This window comes from Mycobacteriales bacterium, assembly GCA_040902655.1.
In the GTDB taxonomy this organism is placed as follows: domain Bacteria; phylum Actinomycetota; class Actinomycetes; order Mycobacteriales; family SCTD01; genus SCTD01.
Genome location: JBBDWV010000022.1, coordinates 1 through 22663, shown reverse-complemented (window position 1 = coordinate 22663; position 22663 = coordinate 1). Strand labels below are relative to the sequence as shown.

Below are 22663 nucleotides of genomic sequence, written 5' to 3'. Positions count from 1 at the left end.
TGCCTCAGCCGGGTCCTGGCGTTCCCGCGGGAACGCCAGGACCCGGCTGAGGCAGGTCAGCTGGAGTCGTAGCCGGCGATGTCGGCCAGCCGGTGGGTGCTGCCGCTGTTGTTGAACAGGCTAGTCACGCCCGGCCAGCAGAGAGCGGCCGGCGGCGCCGGCGAGCACGCCTCCACCGGCGGTGAGGACCAGGCCGGGTCCCGGGAGCCAGCCCGAGAAGCCGACCAGCGAGGTCAGGTACACCAGCTGCCAGCCGGCCAACCCGACGGCGACGACGGCCAGCACGAGCGCCTGCGCCCCGGCGAGGCGCCTGCTGGCGACCAGCGCGCCGGCGAAGCCGAGCGACGAGGCGTAGAACGTCCACAGCCCGGCACCGCGGAAGCCGGAGACGGCGCCGAGGCCGGTGTAGACCCACGGCAGGAAGGCGCCGAGCAGCACCATCACGGAGGCGCCGAGCAGTCGGCGTTGCCCGATCGGGCGCCGGCGCCGGCCGACCGGACGGCCTGCACGCGCGGCCCGCTCGGGACGGGGGTGCGCGGCGGAAGCCATGCCGCGCATGCTACGTCGCGCCCAGCAGTGGAGCCGGCCGGCGAGCCAGCGGCAGAACGAGCGGCGAGCGGGGCGGGCCGACCACTCGTCGCCGCACATCGATCATTCGTCGCAGAAACATGTGACTGAGGTCACAGGGATCGTTGACCTGGCCGCTCGGTGGCTGGTTCTCTTCCGCCGGGTCGGTGCGCCGCACCGCGCGCGGCCCGTCACCTGGGACCCGAGGAAGGAACGTCATGGATGAAGCACAGCGCCGGAGCTACTGGCGGAGGAACCTGCGGCTGATGGCGGTGCTGCTCGCGATCTGGGCGGCAGTCTCCTTCGGCGCGGCGATCATCTTCGTCGAGCCGCTCAACCGGATCGTCATCGGCGGCTACCCGCTGGGCTTCTGGTTCGCGCAGCAGGGATCGATCATCGTCTTCGTGGTGCTCATCGCCATCTACGTCTGGCGCATGGACAAGCTCGACAAGGAGTACGGGATCACCGAGTACGAGCAGGAAGTGCATCACTCGTGAGCGACATCCAGCTGTGGACCACCGTGTTCGTCATCCTCACGTTCAGCGTCTACATCTACATCGCGTACGCCAGCCGGGTCAGCAGCACTGCCGGGTTCTACGTCGCCGGCGGTGGCATCCCGGCGCCGGCGAACGGCGCGGCCATCGCCGCCGACTGGATGAGCGCCGCGTCGTTCATCTCGCTCGCCGGCATCGTCGCGTTCGCCAACAACGGCTACGCCGGCTCGGTCTTCCTGATGGGCTGGACCGGCGGGTACGTGCTGCTGGCCCTGCTGCTCGCGCCGTACCTGCGCAAGTTCGGGAAGTACACGATCCCCGACTTCGTCGGCGACCGCTACTCGGAGACGGCGCGGCTCGTCGCCGTCCTGGCCGCCCTCGTCGTGTCCTTCGTCTACGTGGCCGGCCAGATGGCCGGCGTCGGACTGGTGTTCCAGCGCTTCCTCGGTGTCGGCACCGCCGCAGGCGTCGTGATCGGCATGACGATCGTCTTCTTCTACGCCGTTCTGGGTGGGATGAAGGGCATCACCTGGACACAGGTGGCGCAGTACAGCGTGCTCATCGTCGCCTACCTCATCCCGGCCTTCGCCATCTCCTCGCAGCTCACGAGCATCCCGGTCCCGCAGATCGGCTTCGGGCAGATCCTCGCTGAGCTCGACGGGTTGCAGCAGGACCTCGGCTTCGCGGCCTACACCGAGGCGTTCACGCAGACGAGCATGACGAACATGCTGCTGATCACGGCGGCGCTGATGTTCGGCACTGCCGGCCTGCCGCACGTGATCGTCCGCTTCTACACCGCCAAGAGCGTGCGGGCGGCGCGGTTCTCGGCCCTGTGGGCGCTGTTCTTCATCGCGCTGCTGTACACCGCAGCGCCCGCCATCGGCGCCTTCAGCAAGCTCAACATCCTCGAGCAGATCCCGGGCACCGCGATCGGGGACACGCCCTCGTGGTTCGACACCTGGTCGAGCGTCGGACTGATCACCGTCGACGACCTGAACGGCAACGGCATCATCGACTACGCGCCTGCCGCCACCGGCACCAACGAGCTCACGATCAACAACGACATCATCGTGCTCGCGACGCCGGAGATCGCCGGCCTGCCGGCACCGATCGTGGGACTGGTCGCCGCCGGTGGCCTGGCCGCGGCGCTCTCGACCGCTTCCGGACTGCTGCTGGTGATCTCCTCGTCGGTGGCCAACGACATCTACTACAAGCGGATCAACCACGCGGCGAGCGAGGCGCGCCAGCTGCTGGTGGGCCGGATGGCCATGGGCGGCGCGATCCTGGTCGCGGGCTACCTCGGCATCAACCCGCCCGGGTTCGTCGCGCAGGTGGTCGCCCTGGCCTTCGGCCTGGCCGCCGCGAGCTTCTTCCCCATCCTGGTGCTCGGGATATTCTGGAAACGATGTACGGCGGCCGGCGCCACGGCGGGCATCGTCGCCGGCTTGACGACCACCATGCTGTACATGCTCTGGACGATCGACATCTACGGCAACAGCGAGGGGCTGTTCGGCATCCCGGAGACCGGGTTCGGCACCGTCGGCATGATCATCAACTTCGTGGTGACCATCGTGGTGTCGCAGTTCACGGCCAAGCCCAGCCCGGCGATGCAGGCGCTCGTGGAGGACATCCGCTACCCGGGCAAGACGGTGCTCGTGGAGGCGCACCTGGCCGGGCGCCTGGACGACGTGGTCGTGGACGACCAGGGGCACGCCGTGGGCGTGCAGGAACACGGCCCCGACAGCGACCGGGCGGCTCCCCCGCCGGAGGGCCGAGCCTGATCGCACCGGGCTGCCGCGTCCGCCCCGCTCACCGTCAGGGAGCGGGGCGAACGCGTGTCGAGGTGCGGGTACCCACCTGTGGTCCCGACCGGTGGGAACGCCCTGACGGCCCCGGACGTCGAACCCGTTCGACAGCGGTTGCGCAGCTTCGGGTGTCGGTGCCGCAGGCTCCCCGAGGCGGGTCCAGCCGGTCGGTCGCTCCGTAACCCCGCGGGGCAGCCGTCGTTGCACGCAGTGACCACCAGCACCACACAGTTCAGGAGATCCCGGCATGCAGCCGTCGTTCGTCGCCCCGCCGGTCCCCGAGCGCCCGCGCGGGTTCGCCGCGCTCGCCGGTGACGCGCTGCGGCGGCCGGGCGGTCGTCGGGCGATCTCGGTGCTCTCGGTCGTGCTCTTCCTGGCGGGGGTGGCGATGTTCGCCTACCCCGTCGGCACCGATCTCTACAGCAACTACCACCAGGGTCAGCTGCAGGAGGAGTTCCGGGATCCCGAGGTCCAGACCGCCTACGCCGAACGCCGGATCCCGGTCGGCGACGGGCTGACGACGATGCGCATCCCGAAGCTCGACGTCGAGATCCTCGTGGTCGAGGGCACCACGCCGGCCGCCCTTCGCGCCGGCGCCGGCCACTACGAGACCAGCCCGCTCCCGGGCGAGCCGGGCAACGTCGCCATCGCCGGTCACCGCACGACGTACGGCCGCCCGCTCAACCGGATGGACGAGCTGACCGAGGGTGACGTGGTGGAGCTCCAGACACCGTTCGCGGTGCACACCTACAAGGCGGTCGGGGACTTCGGCGGCCACGGCAACCCGTGGGTGGTCCCGCCGACCGACTTCTCCGTCGTCGGCCAGCCCGACTCCGGCAGCTTCCTGACCCTGACGACCTGTCACCCCAAGGGCAGTGCGCGCCAGCGGCTGATCATGCGGTTCGAGCTGGTCGACAGCAAGACGCTCGCGCCGGCAGGCCAGAAGTCGTGACCGCGCGCCGGGTCCGGAGCGTCCTGGTACGGGCCGTCGCGCTCGCGGTGACGCTGCCGCTCGCCGGCGGGGTGCTGCTGGCGGTGGCTCCCGCGGCCGGCGCCGCGGTGACGGCACCCGGTGACGGCACCGTCTTCACCTCCTACGGCACCGTCGAGATCCGGGCCGGCTACCCCCGCTCCACCAGCGACCACCGCCTCACCCTCACCAGCCCGGGGGGAGCGGCCGTCACAGTGGCGACGGCCCCCGCCGGCCTCGACAGCGGGACGATGACCTACCGGCTCGACACCGGCTGCTGGACCTATCCCAGCTCTTCCTGCACGGGGGGCCGGCTGGCGCCGAACGGGCAGTGGACGGTCACCCAGAGCGGCGGCGCCAGCAGCTCGAGCACCTTCGTCACCCGGATCCGGCCGCAGGCCCCGACGTCCGTGACCGCCGCACCGGCCGGTTCCCGCGAGGTGCGGGTCAGCTGGCGACTCGGCAACGAGCCCGACCTGGTGGGCTGGGACGTGCTGGAGGGCGCGGAGGTGGTCAGGAGCGGGATCGGTCGCAGCGCCTGCAGCAGCGGCACCTGCAGCACCGTCGTCACCTACGCCACCGAAGGAAGCGGCGAGCACACCTACACCCTCCGCGCACATCGCTCGGTCAGCCCCGGCTCGAGCGCGACGCTGACGTCCCCCCTCTCCGCCCCCGCGACCGCGCGGCTCGACCCTCCGCCGCCGTCCCCCGCCCCCGCCCCCGCGCCGCACACGGCACCCGCCGAAGGCGGTACGGGCGGTGATCCCTCCGCTGGCAGCAGCTCGCCGGGCGCCGGCGACGGCGCGTCCACCGGCGGCACACCCGCTTCCGGCGGTACGCCCGCAGCCGGTGGCACGCCCGCAGCCGGTGGCACGCCCTCCGCCGGTGGCAGCTTCTCCGGCGCGGCGACGGCCGGTCCGGGCGGGAGCACGGCTCCCCTCGCCACCGGCTCCGGGACCGCCGGCGGGTCGGCCGACGAGCAGGCGACGGCTCAGCGCAAGGCCTTCGCGCTCACGTTCAGCACCTTCGGCCCGAAGCTCGGCATCCCCAAGCTCCCACCGCTCCCGCAGGGACAGTCGCCCGCCATCGCTCCCGAGCTGGCGGACGGCAGCTACGACCCGACCCTCGGATTCCAGGACCAGGTCGTCCGTGAGCAGGTCGAACTTACCCAGGGACAGTCGCAGCGGGTGCGAACCGTCGTGGGCACGGCGCTGGACTCCGAGCGCCTCCTGCGCAGCACCGCCGGCGCGCTGATCCTGCTCCTGGTCGGCGCCCACCTGCGCCGCTGGCTGGCCGCCGTCGGCAGGGAGTACGAGCACTAGCCAGCTGAGGGTTCGGCCTCCGTCACGCGCGGCGGTGCCTGCCGGGCGCTTCCTCGGTGCTCTCCGCAGCAGTGCCCGCCGGGGCCGCGCCCGCCGGGACAGTGCCCACCGGGGAGGTGGCTGCAGGACGCTCCTGTTCCAACTCCGCCTGGAGGCGAGCGTTCTCCTCGGCCAGCGACTCCTGCTCGTCGCGGGCGCTGCGGATCTCGCGCCGGAGCGCGACTTTGCGAGCCCGCTTGCGGGTGGCACCGACCAGCATCAGGCCGAGCCCGACCATGGCGACCGCGCCGAGGGCGACACCGACCAGGAAGAGCCCGCTGAGCGACACGTCGGCCAGCGACACCCCGAACGCCCGGGCGGTGATCGCTTCGGTGTTCCCCAGCGCGATACCCGCGCTGAGCACGAGGCAGAACAGCAGCAGGATCAGACCGAGAACGACCACAGCGGGCTCCTTCGCCGGAGGACAGGGACGTTCAGACCCTTACCCCGCCGATGCCTGCTGCAGACCGCTCGTGAGCACCACGTCCAGCAGTCGTACGGCGCCGGCCTTGTCGAGCGGCTCGTTGCCGTTGCCGCACTTGGGTGACTGCACACACGACGGGCACCCGCCCGGGCATTCGCACGACGCGATCGCCTCCCGGGTGGCCTGCAGCCAGGCAGCTCCCCGGCGGAAGCCCTGCTCGGCGAAGCCCGCGCCGCCGGGATGACCGTCGTAGACGAAGACGGTGCACGCGCCGGTGTCCGGGTGCAGTGCGGTGGAGACGCCACCGATGTCCCAGCGGTCGCAGGTCGCGAACAGCGGCAGCAGGCCGATCGCGGCGTGCTCGGCGGCGTGTGCCGCGCCCGGCACATCGGCCGCGGACAGCCCGGCCAGCTCGAGCAGGCCAGCAGACACCGTGTACCAGACCCCGCGGGTCCGCAGCTGCCGTGGCGGCAGGTCCAACGGCTCCTCGCCGAGCACCTCGCCGCTGCCGTGCCGCTTCTTCAGGTACGACACCACCTGGTTGGTGACGTCGACAGTCCCGAAGACCAGCTCCACGCCGTCATGGGACGACACGCGCAGGGCATCGACGACCGACAGATCGGTCACGTCGCGGGCCGAGGTCGCGTAGTCCGGCTCCTCGGCGTGCACCAGCGCGACCGCGGCGTCGAGGTCGAGCGCGTCGACCAGCCAGCTCTCGCCCTGGTGCAGGTAGACGGCCCCTTCGTGCGCGTGAGCGTGGGCCGCGTGGTGGTCGACCGTCCCGAGCAGCCGGCCCGTCCCTCGCTCGACCAGCCGCACCGGCGGCCCGCCGGTGCCGCGGATGTCGACCTCCGGCCGGTCGCGGGAGGTCCAGAACCAGCCGCGGGGCCGCGCGCGCAGCACACCCCGCCGCACCAGGTCCGCGAGCAGCAGCTGCACGTCCGAGGGCTGCCCGAACAGCTCCAGGTCCGTCTCGGTCAGCGGCAGCTCGGCCGCCGCGCAGCCCAGGTGCGGCGCGAGGACGTAGGGGTTCGTCGGGTCGAGCACCGTCGTCTCCACGGGGCGGCCGAACAGCGCCTCCGGGTGGTGCACCAGGTAGGTGTCCAGCGGGTCGTCCCGCGCCACGAAGACCGCCAGTGCCCCCTGCCCGGCCCGCCCGGCCCGCCCGGCCTGCTGCCAGACCGACGCGACCGTGCCGGGCCAGCCGGTCAGCACCACCGCGTCCAACCCCGAGACATCCAGTCCGAGTTCGAGCGCGTTGGTGGCCGCCACCCCGGTCAGGTTTCCCGACTGGAGCCGTCGCTCGAGCTCGCGCCGCTCCTCCGGCAGGTAGCCGGCGCGGTAGGCCGCCACCCGGTCCACCAACTCCGGCGCCGCCTGCGACAACGCCCGCCGGGCATTCAGCGACACCGCCTCCGCGCCGCGTCGGGAGCGGACGAAGGCGATCGTCCGCGCCCCCTCCACCACCAGGTCGGCGAGCAGGTCGGCGGTCTCCGCCGTGGCCGATCGGCGTACCGGCGCACCGTGCTCCCCGCCGCCGTAGGACGGCATCAGCGGCGGCTCCCACAGGGCGAACTCGGTCGCCCCCCGGGGGGAGGCGTCGTCGGTGACCGGCACGACCGGCAGTCCGGTCAGCCGTGCCGCCGAGACCTCGGGATCGGCCACCGTCGCGCTGGCCAGCACGAAGACCGGCTCCGAGCCGTACCGCGCGCAGATCCGGCGCAGCCGGCGCAGGACCAGCGCCACGTGCGAGCCGAAGACGCCCCGGTAGCTGTGGCACTCGTCGACCACGACGTACGTCAGGGAGCGCAGGTACGACGCCCAGTCCGCGTGCCTCGGCAGGATGCCGCGGTGCAGCATGTCGGGGTTGGTGAGCACGAAGCGGCCGTGCCGGCGTACCCAGTCGCGCTCCTCGCGGGGGGTGTCGCCGTCGTAGGTCGCCGCCTTCACCGAGATCAGGTTCAGCGCCCGGATCGCCCGCAGCTGGTCGGTGGCCAGAGCCTTGGTGGGCGAGAGGTAGAGCACGCCGGCGCGGTCGTCGGCCAGCAGCGCGGTCAGCCCCGGCAGCAGGTAGGACAGCGACTTGCCGCTCGCGGTGCCGGTGGCGACGACCACGGACGAGCCCCCGCGGATCAGCTCGGCGGCCTGCACCTGGTGCTCCCACGGCCGCGCGACGTCGGCCAGCCGGAGCCGGTCGACGAGCAGCGGATCGACCCACGCCGGCCAGTCGGCGCAGCGGCCGGTGCGTGCGGCCACGTGCTCGACGTGCGTGACCCGCTCGGCCCGTGCCGGATCGAGGACCAGCCGCGACAGCAGGCTCTGGGCGGGGGAGGAGGTCACGGGCAGCCAGTCTCCCAGACCCCTGCGTCATGCTCATGGGAGCCGTGCGCGCGGGGCGAAGCATGACGTGCGGGAGTCCGCGGGTGGCGGTTCATCTGCGGGGTGCGGTTGGATGTGGGAGCGCCGGGTACGGCGCGAGAAGCCCCCGGAACGGGGCTCGTCGTCGTACGCGCACTGGAGGAGACCTCGTGGACCTGTCCCTGTCGACCCGCTCGGAAGACGGCCCGGGAGGCCCACGCACTGTGGTCGTGGTGGGCGGCGAGATCGACGTCTACACCGCACCCAAGCTGCGAGAGCAGCTGATCGACCTGGTGAGCAGCGGCCAGTACCACCTGGTCGTCGACATGGAGGGTGTCGAGTTCCTCGACTCGACCGGCCTCGGCGTGCTGGTCGGCGGCCTCAAGCGGGTCCGCGCGCACGAGGGCTCGCTGCGCCTGGTCTGCACCCAGGAGCGCATCCTCAAGATCTTCCGGATCACCGGCCTGACCAAGGTCTTCCCGATCCACACCTCCGTCGAGGAAGCTGTCGCCGCGACCGACTAGTCGCGCCTCCCCGATGGCCCTCGTCGAGCTCTTCCTCACTCCGCTGCCCGCGCACGTCCGTACTGCCCGGCTCGTCGTCGTGGCCGCGGCCCGCCGCGCCGGACTCGCTGACGGGCTGGTGGACGAACTCCGCCTGGCCCTCGGAGAGGCCTGTTCGCGGGCCGTCGGCCTGCACCACCGACATGCCTCGGACGTCCCCGTGAAGGTCACGATCAGTGACGACCCGGGCGGCCTGACGGTTACGGTCACCGACAGCGGGCCGGCTGCCGGTCCTGCGCCCGACGACCTGGCCGAGGGGCTGCTGGACGGCGGCGCCGCCGACGGACAGGAGGAGCTGGTGGATCCCGACGTCGCCCTCGCCGTCCTGGCCGGCCTGGTCGACGGGATCGACATCTCGGCATCCGAGGCGGGCACTACCGTCACGATGCGCTGGCCGCTACCGCCCGGTAGCCACGGCCCCGGCGGCACGGCGATCTCGCACGGGTGAACGGCTGGGCACGTGCTCGGGCGCCTGGTGTGCCGCCCACCAGCTGTTGATCGGTATGCTCCGGCCGCCCGGTCCGCCGGGTGGTCCGCCGTCGGGCTCGGTCCCGGAACGGCGGGTCCGACGACTCTCCCGCCAGCCGGGCGCGAGGGCCGTACGCCCGTCCGGGCCCGAGCCCCGCTGGCGACCACCCGGCCGTACCGCACCAGGAGGACGTTCACCTTGTCCAAGCTCGCCGCCCTGAATCTCGCCGTCTCCGGCGAGGATCTGGCTTCCGTCGCCGACAGCGACAAGCCGATCGTCTATCTCATCCTGCTCACCTCGCTCGTGGCGCTCGGCTTCGCCGCCGTGTTCGCCAAGGAGGTCCTGGCCGCTGGACAGGGCACGCCGAAGATGATCGAGATCTCCAAGGCAGTCCAGGAGGGTGCGGCGGCCTACCTGAGCCGGCAGTTCCGGACGCTGGCCGTGTTCGCCGGCCTGGTGTTCCTGCTGCTGTTCCTGCTGCCCGCCGAGAGTACGGCGGTCAAGGTCGGGCGTCCGCTCTTCTTCCTCGTGGGCGCGGGCTTCTCGGCCCTGGTCGGCTTCATCGGCATGACGCTGGCCACGCGGACCAACCTGCGGGTGGCCAACGCCGCCAACGAGTCCGGCACCAAGCCGGCGCTTCGGCTGGCGTTCCGCGCTGGTGGCGTGGTCGGCATGTTCACCGTCGGTCTCGGCCTGCTCGGCGCGACGATCGTGTTGATCATCTACGGCCCGGACGCGCCGCGCGTGCTCGAAGGCTTCGCCTTCGGCGGCGCGCTGCTCGCGATGTTCATGCGCGTCGGCGGTGGCATCTTCACCAAGGCCGCCGACGTCGGCGCCGACCTGGTCGGCAAGGTCGAGCAGGGCATCCCCGAGGACGACCCGCGCAACGCCGCGACCATCGCCGACAACGTCGGCGACAACGTCGGCGACTGCGCCGGCATGGCAGCCGACCTGTTCGAGTCCTATGCCGTCACGCTGGTGGCCGCGCTCATCCTGGGCCAGGTCGCCTTCGGCGAGCAGGGCCTGGTCTTCCCCCTCATCGTCCCGGCCATCGGCGTGCTCACCGCGCTCGTCGGCATCTACGGCACCAGCCCCCGCGACAGTGACCGCAACGGCATGAACGCCATCAACCGCGGCTTCTTCCTGTCCGCGGTCGTGTCCGCCGTGCTGGTAGCGATCGCGGCATTCCTCTATCTGCCGTCCTCCTTCGGCGAACTCACCGGCGGTACCGACTCGGCGAGCAATCCGCGGTACGTCGCCATCGGCGCCGTGATCATCGGCATCGTGCTGGCCAGCCTGATCCAGGTGCTGACCGGCTACTTCACCGAGACCAACCGCAAGCCGGTCCGCGAGATCGGCAAGAGCGCGCTCACCGGCCCCGCCACCGTGATCCTGGCCGGCATCAGCGTCGGGCTGGAGAGTGCGGTCTACTCCGCGCTGCTCATCGGAGGGGCGGTCTACGCCGCGTTCCTGCTCGGCGGCGGCTCGACCATCGTGGCGCTGTTCGCGGTCGCGCTCGCCGGCACCGGTCTGCTGACCACCGTCGGCGTCATCGTCGCGATGGACACCTTCGGCCCGATCAGCGACAACGCGCAGGGCATCGCGGAGATGTCCGGTGAGGTGACCGAGGAGGGGGCGCTGGTCCTGACCAGCCTCGACGCCGTCGGCAACACCACCAAGGCCATCACCAAGGGCATCGCGATCGCCACGGCCGTGCTTGCCGCGACCGCGCTGTTCGGGTCCTTCCGCACCGAGGTCGAGCGGGCGCTGAGAGTTGCGGGCAGCACCGCGGAGTTCTCGCTGTCGATCGAGAAGCCGAACCTGCTGTTCGGCCTGATCATCGGCGCCTCGGTCGTCTTCCTGTTCTCCGGTCTGGCGATCAACGCGGTGTCCCGCGCTGCCGGACGGGTGGTCTTCGAGGTGCGCGAGCAGTTCCGCACCAAGCCCGGGATCATGGACTACAGCGAGAAGCCCGACTACGCCCGCGTGGTCGACATCTGCACCAAGGACTCGCTGCGCGAGCTGGCCACGCCCGGCCTGCTGGCGGTGCTGTCGCCGATCGCGGTCGGCTTCGCCCTCGGCTACCAGCCGCTGGGCGCCTTCCTCGCCGGGGCGATCGCGGCCGGCGTCCTCATGGCGGTGTTCCTGTCCAACTCCGGTGGGGCCTGGGACAACGCCAAGAAGCTCGTGGAGGACGGCACCCACGGCGGCAAGGGCTCGCCGGCACACGAGGCGACGATCATCGGCGACACCGTCGGTGACCCGTTCAAGGACACCGCCGGCCCGGCCCTCAACCCGCTGCTCAAGGTGATGAACCTGGTCGCGCTGCTCATCGCGCCGACGGTGGTCCAGTACGGCATCGGGACGGACGCGAACCTGGGCGTCCGCTTCCTGGTGGCGGTCCTCGCCATCGCCGGCATCGTCGCCGCGGTCACGGTCAGCAACAGGCGCAGCGTCGCCGGTGCGGTGGAGATCGTCGAGGCCAGCAGCCTGACCAGGTAGCCCCGCCTGCACGTACGGCCCGCCTCTGCCGGAGGCGGGCCGTACGTGTCCCAGGTCGGTCACGGTGTGCGAGTGCGCCCGTTCGGGGCGTTACGCCGCCGCAGCAGTGGGTAGTCGCAGCGCAGCAGTCGTGGGAGAGTGCGTCCCGCTGTCCTCAGTGCCGTTCCCTGTAGCCCGAACGGTCGTTGTTCCGTTCGACCCTGTCTTGTCCCGGTTTGCACCGGTACGTGAGGAGCACTACATGAGCGTTGTTCGCCGATCCCTCGCAAGCGCCACGGGGCTTGCGCTCGCACTTCTGGTGGCCGCGCCCGCGGCTCCTGCGTCTGCCCAGGCGAGCCCGGCCGGCGCCTTTGCCGACGCCAAGGGCGTGATTGTCAACCTCACCGTGCTGACCGCCGTGCCGGTCCCCGGGGCGCTGGGCAACACCGAGCTGGACCCGAACACCTTCGCCAGCTCGAGCCAGTCATGCCCGCCGCAGGTCGCCGAGCCGGACGCGGACGAGCTGCTCAACGTCGACGCCGGCCCGGCGGCGACGGCCAACACCGTCAACACCCTGGCCGGCGCCCGCTGTGACGCCCCGACCGGCGTGGCCTCTGCGCAGACCGAGGGCGTCACCGCCCTGGTCAACGCCGGCGTGCCGACGATCACGGCCGACGTCATCCGGGCGCAGGCCAACAGCGACTGCGTCACGGCGCCGAACGGCGACGGCTCGCTGTTCACGAACCTCACCATCGCCGGCCAGGCCATCGACGCAACGCCCGAGCCCAACACCCGGATCGACATCCCGGGCGTGGCCACGGTGATCGTCAACGAGCAGCACCCGACCGCCGACGGCCGCGGCATCGTCGTCAACGGCCTGCACATCATCGGTGCCAGCCCGCTGCTGCGCGGTGACCTGGTCATCAGCCACGCGGTGAGCGGCGTGGTCTGCCCGAACGGTGCGGGTGCGGAGATCGCAGAGGGGCTGACGGCTCCGGACATCACCTTCGACAAGGACGCCAGCCCGTCGACGGCGCAGGCCGGTGACACCGTCACCTACACCGCGAGGGTCACGAACAGCTCCGACCAGCCGTGCGACGTCATCTCCTTCATCGACCACCTCAGCCCGGTCTTCGAGTTCGTCTCCACCAGCGGCGGCTTCGGCGACGCGGCCCTCGACCCGGCGCCCGTACGCGGCGACGAGGGCCAGGACGTCGTTCTCTCGCCCGACGGCGTCATCATCGAGCCTGGTGGCTCGGTCACCCAGCAGATCGTCGTCCGGCTCGCCGACGACGTCGCACCGGGGACCTACTTCAACACGCTCGAGATCTTCTGCGGCGTGAACGGCAACTTCGCCAGCGGTCCGATCGCGCCGGTCACCGTGCCGGCCGCAGCCGAGCTGCCCGCAGCCGAGCAGCCGGCAGCCGAGCTGCCCGCAGCGGAGCAGCTGCCGCGCACCGGCGGCGCGCCGGTGCTCGCCCTGCTCGCCCTGCTGATGGTCGGCGGTGGCCTCGGCGCCCGTCGCCTGCGTGGCTAGCTAGTCCCTGCGCGACGGGTCACCGCTCGTGCCCGATGGGGCGTCCTCCTGCGGGAGGACGCCCCATCGGCGTCTAGCGTCCTTCCGGTGACCGTGCCGCTGCCCGACCCGTCGTCCCTGCTCGCCGAGGCTCCGCTGGTCTGGGCCGCGTTGCAGACCGCCGGCTGGTCGGCTGCCGCGCTCGACGGGCTGCTGGGAGCCACCGCCCGCACACACCTGGACCGGGACGAACTCGCGCCGCTGCTCCGCCGCACCGACGGCGGCTCCGCACTCGAGGTGCTCGCCCGGCTGTTCGTGCTCGGCACGGACGTCGATCTCAAGGCCGCCCGGCGCGCCGGAGTGCCGGAGAGCTGGCTGGTCCCGGACGGCTACGGCGTCGCCGCTGCCGTCCGGTTGCAGCCGGTCATCCACGGCGGCGTCGAGGTGCTGGTCGCGCACGACCCGAGCCGAGCCGCCGCCGGGGTGCATCCCGACCAGGTGCTGGGGGTCGGCGCGGCGAGCCTGACGCTGGCCGCCGCGACGCCGCGTACCCACGTCGGGCGGACTCTCGACCTCGGCGCCGGCTCCGGGGTCCAAGCGCTGCTCGCCGAGGACCACAGCGAGCTGGTCGTGGCCACCGACGCCAACCCCCGGGCGGCCGCCTACACCCGGCTGTCGGCGGCCCTCGGCGGTCGCGACGTCGAGGCCCGCGTCGGTGACCTGCTCGAGCCGGTGGCGGGCGAGGCGTACGACCTGGTGGTCAGCAACCCGCCGTTCGTGATCGGCGGGGCGGGTGGGGACGGCAGAGCGCGCTACACCTACCGCGACGCGGGGCTGGACGGCGACGAGCTGTGTCGGCGCCTGGTCGCCGAGCTGCCGACGGTGCTGGCACCAGGGGGCACGCCGTGCTGCTCGCCAACTGGCTGCACGTCGAGGGCGAGGACGGCGACGCCCGGGTGCAGTCGTGGTTCGGCCGGGATGTCGACGGCTGGGTGGTGCAGCGCGAGCTGGCCGCGCCGGAGGACTACGTCACGGCGTGGCTGCGCGACAGCGACGAGGGCGCCCGCTTCGATCAGCTCTACGACGCCTGGATGGACTGGTTCACCCTGCGCGGGGTCGAGGCGGTGGCCTTCGGTGTGCTGGCGCTGCGCGCCGGCGGGACCGGCCGGGTCCACCTCGACGACGTTCCGCAGCCGGTGGCACCGGCGTGGGGCGAGCAGGTCCCGGCCTTCTTCACGCGTCAGGACACCGTGGACCGGGGCGTGCTGGCCACGGCCTGGCGACTGCGCGACGACGTCCGGCTGCACTCGGTCGCCCGGGCCACCGAGGAGGGCTGGCTGGCCGATGTGCAGGTGCTGCAGCAGGAGGCGGGGCTGCGCTGGTCCGGCGCGGTGGACGACTACGGCGCGATGCTGCTCGCCGGGTGCGACGGCAGTCGCCCGCTGGGGCACCTACTCGGCGTGCTGGCGGCCAGCACGGGGATCTCCGAGGCCGCGGTCGCCGAGCAGGCGCTCCCTGTCGTCGAGCGGCTCGTCCAGCAGGGGTTCCTGATCCCGTGAAGTCTCAAGGGCTCTGGTCGGTCAGCCCGTCGAGCAGCGTGACGATCTGGGTGATGCCTGCGCCGACGGTCGCGAAGCCCGTCGCCACAGTCTCCTCGAGCCTGTCGAGCCGGCCGTCCATGCGGTCGAACCGGCCGTCCATGCGGTCGAGCCGGCCGTCCATGCCGTCGAGCCGGCCGTCCATGCCGTCGAGCCGGCCGTCCATGCCGTCGAGCTTGTGCCCGAGCTCGACCTGGCTCTGCCGCAACGCGTTCAGCGCACTGGTGTGGGCGCGCAGCTCGGCCCGCACCTCGGAGACGTCCCGGTCGGCTCCGGCGGACAGCGTGCGGGCCGCGGCGGCGTCGGTTTCGGCCCCCGCCGCCCGCTCGCGCAGCTGCGCCACCTCACGCTCGACCGCGCTCAACCGGCTCTCGATGTCGTCAGGTGTCGCCATCTGTCGAGGGTACGGCCGGTTGCGTGCTGACGGCAGCTGTCCACAGGACCGGAGTCGACCCCCGGGCCGGGCTCGCGATCTGGCCGCCGGACCGCGGCGGGATCGTGCCGCCCGCACCGTGGGGCACACTCGAAGAAGCGGCGCCGTGCCGCTCCCCGAACGCCGAAGACCTTGGAGAGCCGTGCCCGACACCGACACCCCGACCGCAGCGAGCGCCGTGCAGGCGCCCGGCGGGCAGCGGGCGCGCACCGGGACCGGCACCCGGCTGGTGATCGTCGAGTCGCCGGCCAAGGCGAAGAAGATCGCCTCCTTCCTCGGCGCCGGCTACGTCGTCGAGAGCTCGATCGGTCATATCCGGGACCTGCCGCGCAACGCCGCCGACGTACCGGCCAGCCACAAGGGTCAGGCGTGGGCCCGGCTGGGGGTGGACGTGGACAACGGCTTCCAGACCCTCTACGTCGTCAGCGCGGACAAGAAGGCGCAGGTCGCCAAGCTGAAGGCGCTGCTCAGGGACTCCGACGAGCTCTTCCTCGCCACGGACGAGGACCGCGAGGGCGAGGCGATCGCCTGGCACCTGCTCGAGACGCTCGACCCCAAGGTGCCGGTGCGGCGAATGGTCTTCCACGAGATCACCCCGCAGGCCATCCAGCACGCGGTCGAGACGCCCCGTGAGCTGGACCGGGCGCTGGTCGACGCGCAGGAGACCCGCCGGGTGCTGGACCGGTTGTACGGCTACGAGGTCAGCCCGGTGCTGTGGAAGAAGGTCATGCCGAAGCTGTCGGCGGGCCGGGTGCAGTCCGTCGCCACCCGGGTCGTCGTCGAGCGCGAGCGGGCCCGGATGCGCTTCCGCCAGGCGGAGTACTGGGACATCGAGGGCGCTTTTGTCGTGCCGGAGGCACGCCAGCAAGGGACCGCCGCTGCGGACGAGAAGGACCCGACCGCGCCGCGCAAGCTGAGCGCCACCCTGATCGCGCTGGACGGCAAGCGGCTGGCCACCGGCGCCTCCTTCGAGCAGGAGACCGGCGAACTCAAGCCCGGCCTCGAGGTCGTCCACCTCGACGAGGCCAGCGCCCGCAGCGTCGCCGAGCGGCTGGGCGCCGCCGCCTTCAGCGTCCGCTCCACCGACGAGAAGCCCTACACCCGCAAGCCCTACGCCCCGTTCATGACGTCGACGCTCCAGCAGGAGGGCGGCCGCAAGCTCCGCTTCTCCGCACAACGGGTCATGCAGACCGCCCAGCGGCTGTACGAGAACGGCTACATCACCTACATGCGCACCGACAGCACCAACCTGTCGGAGACCGCCGTCACCGCCGCCCGGCAGACCGCCCGGGACCTCTACGGGCCTGAGTATGTCCCGGACGCACCGCGCCGCTACAGCGGCAAGGTGAAGAACGCGCAGGAGGCCCACGAGGCGATCCGCCCCTCCGGCGACGTCTTCCGCACGCCCGGTGAGCTCGCCCGCGAGCTGTCCGGGGACGAGCTGCGCCTCTACGAGCTGATCTGGCAGCGCACCGTCGCCAGTCAGATGGCCGACGCCAAGGGCGTCAGCGCGACGATCAAGCTCGGCGCGAGCACGGCTGACGGCACCGACGCGGAGTTCAGCGCGAGCGGCAAGGTCGTCACCTTCCCCGGGTTCCTGCGGGCCTACGTCGAGGGCTCCGACGACCCCGACGCCGAGCTGGAGACCGCCGAGCGCCGGCTGCCCCGGGTCTCCGCCGGCGATCCGCTCGGCGTGGATGCGCTGGACCCTTCCGGCCACACCACCAGCCCGCCGGCCCGCTTCACCGAGGCCTCGCTGGTCAAGCGGCTGGAGGAGCTCGGCATCGGCCGGCCTTCCACGTACGCCTCGATCATCACCACGATCCAGGACCGCGGCTACGTCTGGAAGAAGGGCTCGGCGCTCGTCCCGACCTGGCTGGCGTTCGCGGTGATCGGCCTGCTGGAGCAGCACTTCGCCCGGCTGGTCGACTACGGGTTCACCGCCGCGATGGAGGACGACCTCGACAGCATCGCCGGGGGAGAGGGCAACTCGGTGGAGTGGCTGACCCGCTTCTACTTCGGCTCCGACGAGGGCCAGGAGGGCGGCCTGGCTCAGCAAGGCGGGCTGAAGAAGCTGGTCGGCGCCAACCTCGACGACATCGACGCCCGCGACATCAACAGCATCACCATCGGCCGCGCCCCCGCCGGTCCGGATGGCGACGGCGAGGACGTCGTCGTCCGCGTGGGCCGCTACGGGCCGTACGTCCAGATCGGCGAGAAGAAGGCCTCGCTGCCCGAGGACCTCGCCCCGGACGAGCTCACCGTCGACAAGGCCGTGGAGCTGGCCGACGCCCCCTCCGGCGACCGGGTCCTCGGCACCGACCCGGTCACCGGCTACGACGTGGTCGCCAAGGCCGGGCGCTACGGGCCGTACGTCTCGCTCGTGCTGCCCGAAGGGAGCAAGGACAAGCCGCCGACGGCGTCGCTGTTCCAGTCGATGGACCTCGTGACAGTCACCCTCGAGCAGGCGCTGACGCTGCTCACGCTCCCGCGGGTGCTGGGCGAGCACGAGGGGGAGCCGGTGACGGCGCAGAACGGCCGCTACGGCCCGTACATCAGCAGGGCCAAGGAGTCGCGCTCGCTGGACAGCGAGGAGCAGCTGTTCGAGATCACCCTCGAGCAGGCGCTGGCGCTGCTGGCGCAGCCCAAGCAGTACGGCCGCAAGGCAGCCGCGCCCAAGCCCCCGCTCAAGGAGCTCGGCGTCGACCAGGCCAGCGGCGAGAAGATGATCGTCAAGGAGGGTCGCTTCGGACCGTACGTCACCGACGGGACGACCAACGCCTCGCTGCGCAAGGGCGACGACATCGAGTCGCTGACCGACGAGCGCGCCTCGGAGCTGCTGGCGGAACGGCGTGCCCGCGGCCCGGCGCCGAAGAAGCCGGCGCCGAAGAAGAAGGCGGCGGCGCGCAAGGCACCCGCCAAGAAGACCGCGGCGAAGAAGGCGGCGGCGAAGAAGGCCTGACCTGCCTGCGGCCGTAGGCTCGCAGCCGTGACCGCCCCTGCCCCGCTCTTGCGCAGCGGCCCGAAGGCGGCGCTGCGCAACCCGATGTTCCGCAAGCTCTACACCGCCCTCGCACTGTCCAGCTTCGGTGACTGGCTGGGCTTCCTGGCCACCACCGCACTGGCCACGCAACTGGTCGACTCCTTCCAGGGCAAGGCGTACGCCACCGGCGGGGTGCTGGTCTTCCGGCTGCTGCCGGCGGTGCTGTTCGGGGCGCTCGCGGGGGCCTTCGCCGACCGCTGGGACCGGCGCTGGACCATGGTCGTCTGCGACCTGCTGCGCTTCCTGCTGTTCCTGTCGATCCCCCTGGTCGGCTCGATCGCCGACCGGCGCAGTTCGCTGCTGTGGCTGCTCGTCGCGTCGTTCCTCATCGAGACGGTCAGCCTGTTCTGGATCCCGGCCAAGGAGGCATCGGTCCCGAACCTCGTGCCGCGCGAGCAGCTCGAGGGCGCCAATCAGCTGACTCTGATCGCGACGTACGGCTCCGCGCCGGTCGCGGCCGCCGTCTTCGCCCTGCTGAGCCTGCTGTCGCGGGCGTTGGGGAGCGGCTTCGAGTACTTCCGCACCGGGCCGGTGGATCTCGCGCTCTACGTCAACGCTGCGACGTTCCTGTTCGCGGCCGGCACCGTCTACCGGCTGCGCGACCTGCCGAGCCCGGGACGTGAGGAGCGCGCTGCGCTGCATGCGGCGGGAGTGCAGCCGCAGTCGGTGTTCGGGAGCCTGCGGGACGGTCTGCGGTTCATGGGGAGCACCCCGCTGGCCCGTGGGCTGCTGGTCGGGATGCTGGGCGCGCTGGCTGCCGGCGGCGCCATCATCGCCCAGGGCAAGCTGTTCGCCGAGTCCGTGCTCGGCGGCGGCAACGCGGCATACGGCCTGCTGTTCGGGTGCATGTTCCTCGGCATCGCCGCCGGGGTCGCGCTCGGCCCGCGGGCGCTCGGCGACCTGTCCCGCCGGAGGGTCTTCGGACCGTCGATCGTGGGTGCCGGGGCGTCGCTGGTCTTCATGTCGCTGGTGCCGAACCTGTTCCTCGCGACCGTCGCGACGTTGCTCGTCGGCGCGTTCGCCGGCGTCGCCTACGTCGTCGGCATCACCCTGCTGGGCCTGGAGATCGAGGACGAGCTGCGCGGCCGGATGTTCGGGCTCGTGCAGTCGCTGATGCGCATCGACCTGCTGCTGGTCACCGCGACCACGCCGTTCGTGGCAGGGCTGATCGGCACCCGCGACGGGCCCTTCGGTCTCAGCATCAACGGCGTCTCGGTGACGCTGTTCGCCGGCGGGCTGCTGGGCATCGGCGTCGGGATCGTCAGCTTCCGGCAGATGGACGACCGGCGCGGCGTGCCGCTGCGCCGGGACCTCGTGCGGCGGGTCCGGCGGCGCCCGCTCGTCCGCACGCACACCGGCACCTTCATCGCGCTCGAGGGGGGCGAGGGGGCCGGCAAGTCGACCCAGCTGCAGCTGCTCGAGCGGTGGCTGCGTGGACTCGGTCACGACGTCGTGGTGACCCGTGAACCGGGAGCCACGCCCGCCGGCGCCCGCATCCGGTCGTTGCTGCTCGACCCGGCCACCGGCCGGCTGGCTGCGCGCGCGGAGGCGATGCTCTATGCGGCGGACCGTGCGCAGCACGTCGCGGAGGTCGTCCGGCCGGCGCTCGACCGTGGCGTGATCGTGCTGACGGACCGCTACGTCGACAGCTCGCTGGCCTACCAGGGGGCCGGCCGTGAGCTGGCGGTGGAGGAGGTGGCCCGGCTGTCGCAGTGGGCGACCGGCGGGCTTCGCCCCGACCTGGTCATCGTCCTCGACGTCGATCCCGTGATCGGGCTCGCCCGCGCCGGCGACGCGCCCGACCGGATCGAGAGCGAGTCGCTGGAGTTCCACCGGCGGGTGCGGGAGAGCTTCCTGAACCTGGCCGAGGACGACCCGGAGCGGTATCTCGTCGTCTGCGCCGAGCAGCCCGCCGAGGCGGTCCTCGCCGAGCTGCAGGCCCGGGTCGCTGTGCTCCTGCCGGCCGAGCCGGCTGCTGCCGTGCCGGATGTCGCTCCGCCGGCTGCCCCGCCGGCTGCTCCGCCGGCGGAGATCCCTGATCGATCCGCCGAGCCGCCCGGCGGGCCCGACGTCCGGGCGATCTCGTGAGCGTCTTCACCGACCTGGTCGGCCAGGAGCGGGTGGTCGAGCAGCTGACGGGCGCCGCCCGCGCCGCTCGACAGGTGGTCTCGGGCGGGGCCGGCGCCTCCGGCGGGATGACGCATGCCTGGCTGTTCACCGGCCCGCCCGGCTCCGGTCGGTCGGTCGCGGCACGGGCGCTCGCTGCGGCCCTGCAGTGCGAGACCCCCGGGGAGCCGGGCTGCGGGCACTGCGATGCCTGCGCGCAGGCGCTGTCCGGAACGCACCCGGACGTCGCCGTGGTCGTGCCGGAGGGCCTGTCGCTGAGGGTGGACGAGGCGCGCGAGATCATCCTGCGGTCCTCACGCTCTCCCACCCGGGGGCGCTGGCAGGTCACCCTGATCGAGGACGCCGACCGGCTGACCGAGTCCGGGGCCAACGCGCTGCTCAAGGCGCTGGAGGAGCCGCCGCCGCGGTCCGTCCTGCTGCTGTCCGCGCCGAGCGTGGAGGACCTGCTGCCGACCATCCGGTCGCGCTGTCGGTCGGCTGCCCTGCGTACTCCGCCGTCGGAGGCGGTGGCACGGGTGCTGGTGGAGCGGGACGGCGTCGAGCCGGCGATGGCCGCTTTCGCGGCACAGGCCGCGCAGGGTCACATCGGCCGGGCGAAGCGGCTGGCCACCGACGAGGAGGCCCGGCGCGAACGCCGCGACGTGCTTTCGCTGCCGCGGTCGCTGCAGGGGGTCGGGTCGGCGCTCACGGCCGCCCGCGACCTGGTCGAGGCGGCACAGGCCGAGGCCGCCGAGCTGACGAAGGACCGGGACCTGGCCGAGAAGGAGTCGCTGTCCACCGCGCTCGGCGCCGGCGCGACCGGCAAGGGCGTCACGGCCTCGACCCGCGGTTCTGCGGGCGCCCTGAAGGAGCTGGAGAGGCGGCAGAAGAGCCGCGGCACCCGTACCCAGCGGGACGCCCTCGACCGGGCGCTGGTCGACCTCGCGGCCTTCTACCGTGACGTGCTGCAGCTGCAGCTGCGTACCGGGAGCGCGCTCGTGCACGGCGACCTCGGCGACCAGGCGGCGACGATCGCGCGGGCCACCACGCCGGAGTCGACGCTCCGCCGGATCGACGCGGTGCTGGCCTGCCGGGGGGCGCTGGACGCCAATGTCGCGCCGCTGCTGGCCGTCGAGGCGATGGCACTCGCCCTGCGTACCGGGTGACGGGGAACCGCCCGCCGCGCCCGCCCGCTAGACTCATCTGCGCACCAGGCCGCCTTAGCTCAGTCGGCAGAGCACCTCACTCGTAATGAGGTTGTCCGCGGTTCGATTCCGCGAGGCGGCTCCACCTCTGACCTGCGAAAACGGGTCGGAGACAAGATTACGCTGGCACCGAACGGCGCCAGCGTGGTTGCCATTGGGGGCATCCGGGCCGCAGCTCCTGGTCAGGACGGCTCGCCCCACAGCGCTTGCGCCATCCGGGAGGCGGCGTCCTGCGCGAGCTCAGGCACCACGTGCGTGTAGTGCATCGTCATCGAGATTTGCGAGTGCCCCAGCAGCTGCATCGCCACCCTGGGGGCCACGCCCTGCTGCAGCAGCAGGGTCGAACACCTGGGCGACCTCGACCAGCGGGAGGTGCTCGTAGAAGTGGAGGACCAGGACAGCGCGTTGGCGTGTCGGCAGCGACCGCAGAGACGACCACGTCTCGTCCACGTCAGGGTGTGTGCGTGACCAGCTCAGGGCCAACCGGACGGCGCCGGTCACGGGCCCGCCGCCGGTGAACGCCGGCGCTGGCGTTCACGACCGCCCGCTCGAGGTAGGGCAACGGCTGCTCCACCGGGTCCCACCTCGGGTACGCGGTGACGAAACCGCCTGCATAACGTCCTCGGCATGCTCTCGGCTGCCCGTTAGGAGCACGGCAAGCCTGAGCAGGGCCTGCCGATACTGCTCGTACGCCTGCTCGAAAGACGGTCTGCACGAGGCGGCTGCTGTCACCACACCACGAGGTCGCCCGACGGGACCCCAGCGTTGCACCCCGGCAGCCGGGCGGCTGCGCGCCGCATCCGACACCCGGCCGCACCGACGCTGACCGAGAAGGTCAATGGCGCTCTCGGGCCTCGTCTTGACGGATATTCTGTAAGACCGGTTCTGCTCGCTGGATGGCCCGCGTGCCGAAACGGCCGCGAAGAGCACCTCTCGTGCGGCGGCTCGTCGGCAGTTGATCTTCTGGATGCTGGATTCGCAGCAGACGCGCCGGCGTGTCCGCTGCCGATCCAGCAACCAAAAGATCACCAGGCGTGAAGATCTTGGCGGGGCGCACGGTACTAGCTAGCGGCTCTCGTCTGTGGCAGCACGTCGAGCGAGCGGGCAGCCGCTACGGCGTGTTTGTCGTGCCGGGTCCGGGCCGACACGAGACCAAGATCTTCGGAACATCTACAGGGCCAAGGCCCTGTGGATGTTCCGAAGATCTTGCTCCAGCTTCGGCGGAACCCTGACATCCATGACCGGCGGCACCCGGCCTCCGGCGGGAGGC

Annotated in this window: 18 protein-coding genes and 1 tRNA gene; 13 read left to right on the top strand and 6 right to left on the bottom strand. The window is 72.1% G+C overall.

Translation table 11 applies throughout. The features are described 5' to 3' along the window. Positions 1-120 precede the first annotated feature (120 nt). Positions 121-549 (bottom strand): hypothetical protein, encoded by a 429-nt coding sequence (locus WD794_06410; protein ID MEX2289943.1) that lies wholly within the window; start codon positions 547-549, stop codon positions 121-123. Between the two features lie 236 nt (positions 550-785). On the opposite strand from WD794_06410, the gene WD794_06405 reads away from it, so the two are divergent. The 4 genes from WD794_06405 (at position 786) to WD794_06390 (ending at position 5158) form a co-directional block, all read left to right on the top strand. Further along, positions 786-1064, top strand: a complete 279-nt coding sequence (locus WD794_06405; protein MEX2289942.1) for a DUF4212 domain-containing protein — start codon at positions 786-788, stop codon at positions 1062-1064. Then, the gene (locus WD794_06400) at positions 1061-2842 is read left to right on the top strand and encodes a sodium:solute symporter family protein (GenBank protein ID MEX2289941.1); all 1782 of its coding nucleotides are present in this window, start codon (positions 1061-1063) and stop codon (positions 2840-2842) included. The genes WD794_06405 and WD794_06400 overlap by 4 nt, the downstream gene beginning before the upstream one ends. A gap of 271 nt (positions 2843-3113) precedes the next feature. After that, positions 3114-3818 (top strand): class E sortase, encoded by a 705-nt coding sequence (locus WD794_06395; GenBank protein MEX2289940.1) that lies wholly within the window; start codon positions 3114-3116, stop codon positions 3816-3818. After that, positions 3815-5158, top strand: coding sequence for a hypothetical protein (locus tag WD794_06390; protein ID MEX2289939.1), 1344 nt, complete (start codon positions 3815-3817; stop codon positions 5156-5158). The genes WD794_06395 and WD794_06390 overlap by 4 nt, the downstream gene beginning before the upstream one ends. A 22-nt stretch (positions 5159-5180) precedes the next feature. Here WD794_06390 and WD794_06385 read toward each other — a convergent pair whose 3' ends face one another. Then, positions 5181-5600, bottom strand: coding sequence for a hypothetical protein (locus WD794_06385; GenBank protein ID MEX2289938.1), 420 nt, complete (start codon positions 5598-5600; stop codon positions 5181-5183). A 39-nt stretch (positions 5601-5639) separates the two neighbouring features. Further along, positions 5640-7961 carry a DEAD/DEAH box helicase gene (locus tag WD794_06380; protein ID MEX2289937.1) on the bottom strand — a complete coding sequence of 774 codons (2322 nt, stop codon included), beginning with the start codon at positions 7959-7961 and terminating at the stop codon, positions 5640-5642. 188 nt (positions 7962-8149) lie between these two features. On the opposite strand from WD794_06380, the gene WD794_06375 reads away from it, so the two are divergent. The 4 genes from WD794_06375 to WD794_06360 all read left to right on the top strand — a co-directional run bounded on the left by WD794_06375 (position 8150) and on the right by WD794_06360 (position 13029). Further along, a complete protein-coding gene (locus WD794_06375) occupies positions 8150-8503 on the top strand; it encodes an STAS domain-containing protein (GenBank protein ID MEX2289936.1) in 354 nt (117 codons plus the stop codon). 13 nt (positions 8504-8516) lie between these two features. After that, a complete protein-coding gene (locus WD794_06370; protein ID MEX2289935.1) occupies positions 8517-8990 on the top strand; it encodes an ATP-binding protein in 474 nt (157 codons plus the stop codon). A 219-nt stretch (positions 8991-9209) separates the two neighbouring features. Next, positions 9210-11513, top strand: a complete 2304-nt coding sequence (locus WD794_06365; GenBank protein MEX2289934.1) for a sodium-translocating pyrophosphatase — start codon at positions 9210-9212, stop codon at positions 11511-11513. Positions 11514-11754: 241 nt separating this feature from the next. Then, positions 11755-13029 carry a choice-of-anchor P family protein gene (locus tag WD794_06360; GenBank protein MEX2289933.1) on the top strand — a complete coding sequence of 425 codons (1275 nt, stop codon included), beginning with the start codon at positions 11755-11757 and terminating at the stop codon, positions 13027-13029. Here WD794_06360 and WD794_06355 read toward each other — a convergent pair whose 3' ends face one another. Then, the gene (locus WD794_06355) at positions 13030-13605 is read right to left on the bottom strand and encodes a hypothetical protein (GenBank protein ID MEX2289932.1); all 576 of its coding nucleotides are present in this window, start codon (positions 13603-13605) and stop codon (positions 13030-13032) included. 308 nt (positions 13606-13913) lie between these two features. Here WD794_06355 and WD794_06350 point away from each other — a divergent pair, with 308 nt between their 5' ends. After that, positions 13914-14567: a hypothetical protein gene (locus tag WD794_06350; GenBank protein MEX2289931.1), complete on the top strand. Its 654-nt coding sequence runs from the start codon at positions 13914-13916 to the stop codon at positions 14565-14567. Between the two features lie 4 nt (positions 14568-14571). Here the strand turns inward: WD794_06350 and WD794_06345 are convergent, their stop codons facing one another. Next, complete coding sequence (locus WD794_06345; protein MEX2289930.1) at positions 14572-15000, bottom strand: hypothetical protein; 429 nt, start codon at positions 14998-15000, stop codon at positions 14572-14574. A 217-nt stretch (positions 15001-15217) separates the two neighbouring features. On the opposite strand from WD794_06345, the gene topA reads away from it, so the two are divergent. The 4 genes from topA (at position 15218) to WD794_06325 (ending at position 21478) form a co-directional block, all read left to right on the top strand. Continuing rightward, positions 15218-18001: a type I DNA topoisomerase gene (topA, locus tag WD794_06340; GenBank protein MEX2289929.1), complete on the top strand. Its 2784-nt coding sequence runs from the start codon at positions 15218-15220 to the stop codon at positions 17999-18001. A 27-nt stretch (positions 18002-18028) separates the two neighbouring features. Then, positions 18029-20170 (top strand): dTMP kinase, encoded by a 2142-nt coding sequence (gene tmk / locus WD794_06335; GenBank protein MEX2289928.1) that lies wholly within the window; start codon positions 18029-18031, stop codon positions 20168-20170. Next, a complete protein-coding gene (locus WD794_06330; protein MEX2289927.1) occupies positions 20167-21354 on the top strand; it encodes a DNA polymerase III subunit delta' in 1188 nt (395 codons plus the stop codon). The genes tmk and WD794_06330 overlap by 4 nt, the downstream gene beginning before the upstream one ends. Before the next feature lie 48 nt (positions 21355-21402). Next, positions 21403-21478: transfer RNA gene (locus WD794_06325), tRNA-Thr, on the top strand. A gap of 97 nt (positions 21479-21575) precedes the next feature. On the opposite strand, the gene WD794_06320 is transcribed toward WD794_06325, so the two are convergent. Further along, on the bottom strand, positions 21576-21728 hold the full coding sequence (locus WD794_06320; GenBank protein MEX2289926.1) for a tyrosine-type recombinase/integrase: 153 nt from the start codon (positions 21726-21728) through the stop codon (positions 21576-21578). Between the last annotated feature and the right edge of the window lie 935 nt (positions 21729-22663).